This window comes from Pirellulales bacterium, from assembly GCA_036490175.1.
Classification (GTDB): domain Bacteria; phylum Planctomycetota; class Planctomycetia; order Pirellulales; family JACPPG01; genus JACPPG01.
In genome coordinates this window covers 1-5,351 of the sequence record DASXEJ010000015.1, presented here as the reverse complement: position 1 = coordinate 5,351, position 5,351 = coordinate 1, and the positions used below count along the sequence as shown (strand labels likewise).

The window sequence follows — 5,351 nt, the reverse complement described above, 5'->3', positions numbered from 1 at the left end:
TCGATCGGCGGCCGACCACGCTTCTTGCGCTTCGGCAGCAGCGGTCGAATCAGTCGCCATCGCTCGTCCGTCAGGTCGCTGGGATAATTCGCGCACATCGTTGCGGCTCCGTCTTCCTTGACTTGAGAAACAAGAGGGCGGGGTCGTAACGCTTTTTATTGTTTCAGGCAATTTGAAGACGCGTTCTTAGCTAGGCATCGCTAAATTTGAGGAGAAATGGATGTCCGAGTCATACGACCACAACGGACGGTCCTACCAGATTTCAGTGAGACGCTTGGGAAACAAGTTCGAGGCCACGAATCGCTGCCGAGAGTGCGGAGAATCCGTGTCTAGGCAGGACATCGACGAAGTTTCAGCGGCATTTCGCGCGAAAGCGGCTCTCGCCACGCATAGCTGCCCTTTAAGGTCAAAGGACAAAACTCCTTAACCTAGTGCCATTCGCCATTACTGATTACTGCTTACCGCGTCACCTGATAGAACTCCCAGGCCGCTAGTCCGAAACCAATCACGACGACCACTTTGCGGACCATGTTCTTGTCCAGGCGGCGCGAGACGCTCGCGCCACAGTAACCGCCCACGATGGCCGCCACGGCCATGATGCTGGCGTAGTGCCAATCAACGTCGCCGCGATAGACGAACCACACGACCGACACGCCGTTGATCAGCGCGTTGAGCACTGTCTTCAGACCATTCATCACGTGAATGTCGGACAGCCCCATCATGGCCAGGGCCGACAACATGAGAATGCCGATACCGGCACCAAAATAGCCGCCGTATATCGCCACCAGGAATTGAAAGAACACGATGCCCGCGATCGCCGCCCGGCTGGGAACGCCGTGAGCCTGACCAATGCCCGTCCAACGTGCCACCTGCGGCTGCAGCGCAAAGAGCATCGCCGCGGTCAGAATCAGCCACGGCACGAGTTGTTTGAACATATCGGGCGATAGCTCGGTCAATAGCAACGAGCCGAGGATGCCCCCTAACAGGCTCGGAATCGTGAGCCATGCAAGCCACTGCCGCGACATCGCCACCTCGCGGCGATAGCCCCAAGCGGCGGCAAAGGCCCCCGGCAACAGGGCCACGGTGCTGGTGCAGTTGGCCAACCGGGCAGCCTCGCCCGACGTGCCCAACACGGCGAAAAGCGCCGGAAAGGTCAGCAAGGTGCCACCGCCGGCCACCGCATTAATGGCGCCAGCAGCGGCGGCCGCAAGGCACAACAAGATAGTGTCGAACGTCATCGTGAATCTCGCGTAGTGGCCAGCACGGTGGCGGAGCCAAAATACTTGGCGGCCGCGATTAATGCTGTGCTGGCGCATCTTCGACCGGTTGCCGATCGCCTCGGCACTGGTGCGTCACTCTACCGGCAGGCCTCGCGACCGAATAGGCGGCCGATAGCCCCACCCATGCAGGGCGGCTCTCAAAAATAGTTTGCGCGCAATTCATCTCGCTATTTGAACCGAACCTAGTAGAATCGGTTTACTCGGGCCCAAGCGGGCGATGGCCTGACATTTCTCGTTCGATTCCGTAGTGCGGAGGAGTTTATGCCGCGCGCTTCACTCGTGCCGACGACCCGAGTTTGTCGCCTTGCCACGCGGCGGGTGGCAGCTTTTCTGACCGCAATTAGCCCAGCTTTGGTGGCGATCTTCCTGCTAGGCCCCGGCCCGGCCGCGGCAGCCGATGCCAGCGACAGCGCGGCCGAAACCGCGGCGCAGCGCGGCTATCAGTTCCTGACGACAAAGGCCTATATTCCGGTCGCCCACGATCAGGAAGTCTTCGACAACCTGTGGCGCCTCTGGGAAGAACCACTCCGCAGCCAGGCCGCCAAGGCAACCGTGGAAGAACGCCGCCACATGGCGTTCTCGCGGTACGGGCTGACTGCGTCCCCCGATCATGCCGGCCCCGTGCCGATGCAATACGTCGACGCCGGTCACGGCGGCTGGTCGATCAACTGCCTGGCGTGTCATGGCGGCAAGGTTTTGGGGCGTGCGATTCCCGGCTTGCCCAATTCGCACTTCGCGATGCAAACTTTTACCGATGAAGTCCGTTCGCTGAAGGTCAAACAGGGGAAGCTGTCGGCCATCGAGCTAGCCACGGCTCCCTTTCCCATGGGCAATTCCAATGGCACGACCAACGCCGTGATGTTCGGCGTCGCGCTGGGCTTTCTGCGCGACGAAAACCTGAACATGCGCGTGCCGGACGCCGCTCCGGAGTTTGTCCACCACGATATGGATGCGCCGCCGTGGTGGAACGTCAAGAAGAAGACGTATCTGTACATAGATGGCTTCGCGCCAAAAAGTCATAGGGCACTGATGCAATTCTTGTTGGTGCCGCAGAACGATGCCGCCAAGTTCCAGGCCTGGGAAGACGATTTCAAGGATCTGTACGCCTGGATCGAATCGCTGGAGCCGCCGAAATACCCTTGGCCTGTCAATCAAGACCTGGCAAGCCAGGGACGCGTGCTATTCGAGCAGACGTGCAGCCGCTGCCACGGCACGTATGGCGAGAAGTGGACCTATCCGAACAAGCTCGTGCCGATCGACGAAGTAGGCACAGATCGCGTGCGACTGGATGCCCTGTCGCCGATCCAGCGCGCTGGGTACGAGCTGAGCTGGTTCGGCCAACTCGACGATAAAAAGGTCATTCCCGATCCGGGCGGATACGTGGCCCCGCCGCTGGATGGCATCTGGGCTTCGGCCCCTTACTTGCACAACGGCGCGGTGCCGACGCTATGGCACTTATTTCACGCCGACAATCGGCCGGTGGTTTGGCAGCGCAGCGAAGACGGCTACGACGCCGACAAGGTCGGACTCGAAGTGACAACCATGGACGGCCTGCCCGCCGGAACCACCGATCCGAAGCAGAAGCGCCGCTACTTCGACACCCGCCTGTTCGGCAAGAGCTCGCAGGGGCACACATTCCCTGAAGAATTCAACGAAGCCGAAAAGCAGGCCGTGATCGAGTATTTGAAAACGCTGTGAACCGTGAACAGTAGCCGACAAGAGCTGAATGCGGCATCGTGAACGCAGTCCCTTCACGCCCGTGATACCGGTAGCGGCTATCAACCAGGGCAGGCGACAGGTGATCTTTTTATCGGCGTCGTAGCCACGCTCTTTACCGCCGGCGCAAGTGAAGATAGGGTTCTTAGCAGCGATGTGGATCGCTGCCCACTTCACGCGACGCCATCCATGTTCCGGCGCGGTATGATGGCGCCATGGCAGATCAATCCACCCGCCGCCGCTGGTTCGAATATGGGCTAGGGAAGATGTTCCTCATCCAGTGGAGTTCATCGAAATGAACGCGCTAAAACACTCCCGCGTGCTCACGCGAAGAATGCAGGGCGTGCTTTTCATTATGATCGTGATTTGTGGTGTGGTTGGCATGAATTGCAACCGTGCATGCGCTCAGCTGCAGCGCGCCTCCGGTATCAGCGCAAGTGGGTCTTTCTTCCCTCCGCGAACCAGTACCAGCGGTAATAATTCGACCCTCCGGCTTGTTCTCGACACGGCTTTTGAGGAGAACGTCTCGCCAGGAACGAGCTACGCCTGCCTGCAAACGGCGCGCGAGACTCGGTTTGCGTTCTTTTGTTACGTAATCCACAAATACTCGGATGATACTGACAGCATTTCGTACGAGACGCGCGTCCGCGATGAGCGAGGTGACATCAAGGAATCGTTCAAACTTGGCAATCACGACTGCCCAGTCGTTTACTCCATCATCGTCAATAACCAAGCGAAGGGAGCCGGCGACAAAGAAACCCTAAATGTTGCAGGTGTCGACCTTGACCTTAGTGCCGGACGATTGCTGGTGATTGAACCTGCGGACAGCGCGGTTGTTGTACGACAGGGAGCGATTCCACCATTCGACTTTCCCAAGAATGGGCTTAGGGCGGAGAGCGGTGAAGTCGTGACCGAAGAAGTAGACGAGCTTACCGCGCGCATCGTAAGCGTGGTGGGCCAGTCGTTGCGGGAAGGCACGCTAAAGGCCCGGATCGTATCAAGTGCGAAATGAGCACTAATGGTGCTTCAATGATCCCAGCTCATAAGACCCGCCGCCGCGGGTCCCCAACGCTCGCAAGCACCGTGGCTCCAGTGAGCCAACGAATAATTGGTTCCTGAATTCGATATGCCGGTGAGCGATGCAATAGTTTGCATGCCCCAGGGCCCCCACACCCGTCGCCGCTGGTATTAGTTCGGAGGCATGATGCCTGACGTAGTTCGATGCGCCGTCCTAATCCTTGCGGTGATAACTTTCTACCTGCTGCCGTGGACGCCTTTCCTAATTGCAGCGTTCTGGTTTACGGGTTGGCAGAAACTCGCGCTAGCTGCCTTTGGGCTTGCCGGGATGATAGGTCAACCATTTGTTCTGATTTGGTGGCATGGCCCGTCTGACTGACGTCTACCATTCCCCAGGTTCCCAAGACCCGCTACCGCTGGTTCCAACACCTGCAAGCATGGTGACGCCTGGTGAGTGGAACCGATGGTTCCTTGGGTCGTCGCTTGAATCTTGACGCCGATGATCGGAACAACGGGTCGCATGTCTACTGGCTCTACGACCCGCCGCCAGATCAGCCCATGTACGCAGTGAACATTAAAGCAAAGATGGCAAGAAAAAATGTTACCGGCGCAAAGAGTACAGCGAACCACGTGCGCCCGCCAAACGCGCCGATCGCAATAGAGGCGGCGGTAACGCCTGCGGCCAAAGGTGTGACTTGGTCTTGTACGTTGGAATGCAACGCATAGGCGACGATTGCTCCCGCCAAGGCTAACCATGTAGTGGCATGCAGCATTCGGCCAATCGTGAACTGCGGCGGATTATTGACCATTCCCTGATTTTACACGCACCTGAACCACGGGCCACCGGCGTATTAGAAATAGCTTCCATGTCACAAGTGACCTGCCCCCACCACCGAAGACGCGCTATCATTCTATCAGTGCCAGGCAAGCAGTAACCTGGCGCAGTAAAATGCCGTCGATGTCCCAAGCTCCCAAGATCCGCCGCAACGACGTGCGAGCGTGCAAGCGTGTTGAGAAATCGTTGCACGAATAAACGGGCCGAAAGATATTGTTGCCGGAGCCGCGGTCAGTCGTAAACCGAGGGAATCGCGGCAACCGTGTCTCGAAATCAGGCCAGGCGGGCCGGTAAGATGGACGCGCGTGCTGGCCCTGGAACGTGGCGAGGGCAGGACTTTGTCGGCGCCCCGGACGCATGGCGCATCTGTCGCAGGTTTCTCGCAGGCATTCTGGCATGACAAAACGTGGCCGGCCGGCCAAGTTGACGGTGCTCAGGCAGGAAGAATTCTGCGAGCTGCTGGACGCGGGGCTGACGCGCAGCGCCGCGGCCCGATTGCTGGG

The 5,351-nt window shown here is 58.8% G+C and carries 4 protein-coding genes; 2 read left to right on the top strand and 2 right to left on the bottom strand.

Going from position 1 to position 5,351, the window contains the following annotated elements; all coding sequences use genetic code 11:
• Positions 1–458: 458 nt before the first annotated feature.
• Complete coding sequence (locus tag VGG64_01285; protein ID HEY1598203.1) at positions 459–1,238, bottom strand: sulfite exporter TauE/SafE family protein; 780 nt, start codon at positions 1,236–1,238, stop codon at positions 459–461.
• A gap of 303 nt (positions 1,239–1,541) precedes the next feature.
• On the opposite strand from VGG64_01285, the gene VGG64_01280 reads away from it, so the two are divergent.
• Positions 1,542–2,978 carry a cytochrome c gene (locus VGG64_01280; protein ID HEY1598202.1) on the top strand — a complete coding sequence of 479 codons (1,437 nt, stop codon included), beginning with the start codon at positions 1,542–1,544 and terminating at the stop codon, positions 2,976–2,978.
• A 313-nt stretch (positions 2,979–3,291) separates the two neighbouring features.
• The gene (locus VGG64_01275) at positions 3,292–4,008 is read left to right on the top strand and encodes a hypothetical protein (GenBank protein ID HEY1598201.1); all 717 of its coding nucleotides are present in this window, start codon (positions 3,292–3,294) and stop codon (positions 4,006–4,008) included.
• Between the two features lie 556 nt (positions 4,009–4,564).
• Here the strand turns inward: VGG64_01275 and VGG64_01270 are convergent.
• Positions 4,565–4,822: a hypothetical protein gene (locus tag VGG64_01270; GenBank protein HEY1598200.1), complete on the bottom strand. Its 258-nt coding sequence runs from the start codon at positions 4,820–4,822 to the stop codon at positions 4,565–4,567.
• Positions 4,823–5,351: the final 529 nt, after the last annotated feature.

What these genes read in the sequence shown, in the direction of transcription:
- VGG64_01275 (HEY1598201.1), top strand. Translation starts at nt 3,292, where the DNA reads ATGAACGCGCTAAAACACTCCCGCGTGCTCACGCGAAGAATGCAGGGC.
- VGG64_01285 (HEY1598203.1), bottom strand. Translation starts at nt 1,238, where the DNA reads ATGACGTTCGACACTATCTTGTTGTGCCTTGCGGCCGCCGCTGCTGGC.
- VGG64_01270 (HEY1598200.1), bottom strand. Translation starts at nt 4,822, where the DNA reads ATGGTCAATAATCCGCCGCAGTTCACGATTGGCCGAATGCTGCATGCC.
- VGG64_01280 (HEY1598202.1), top strand. Translation starts at nt 1,542, where the DNA reads ATGCCGCGCGCTTCACTCGTGCCGACGACCCGAGTTTGTCGCCTTGCC.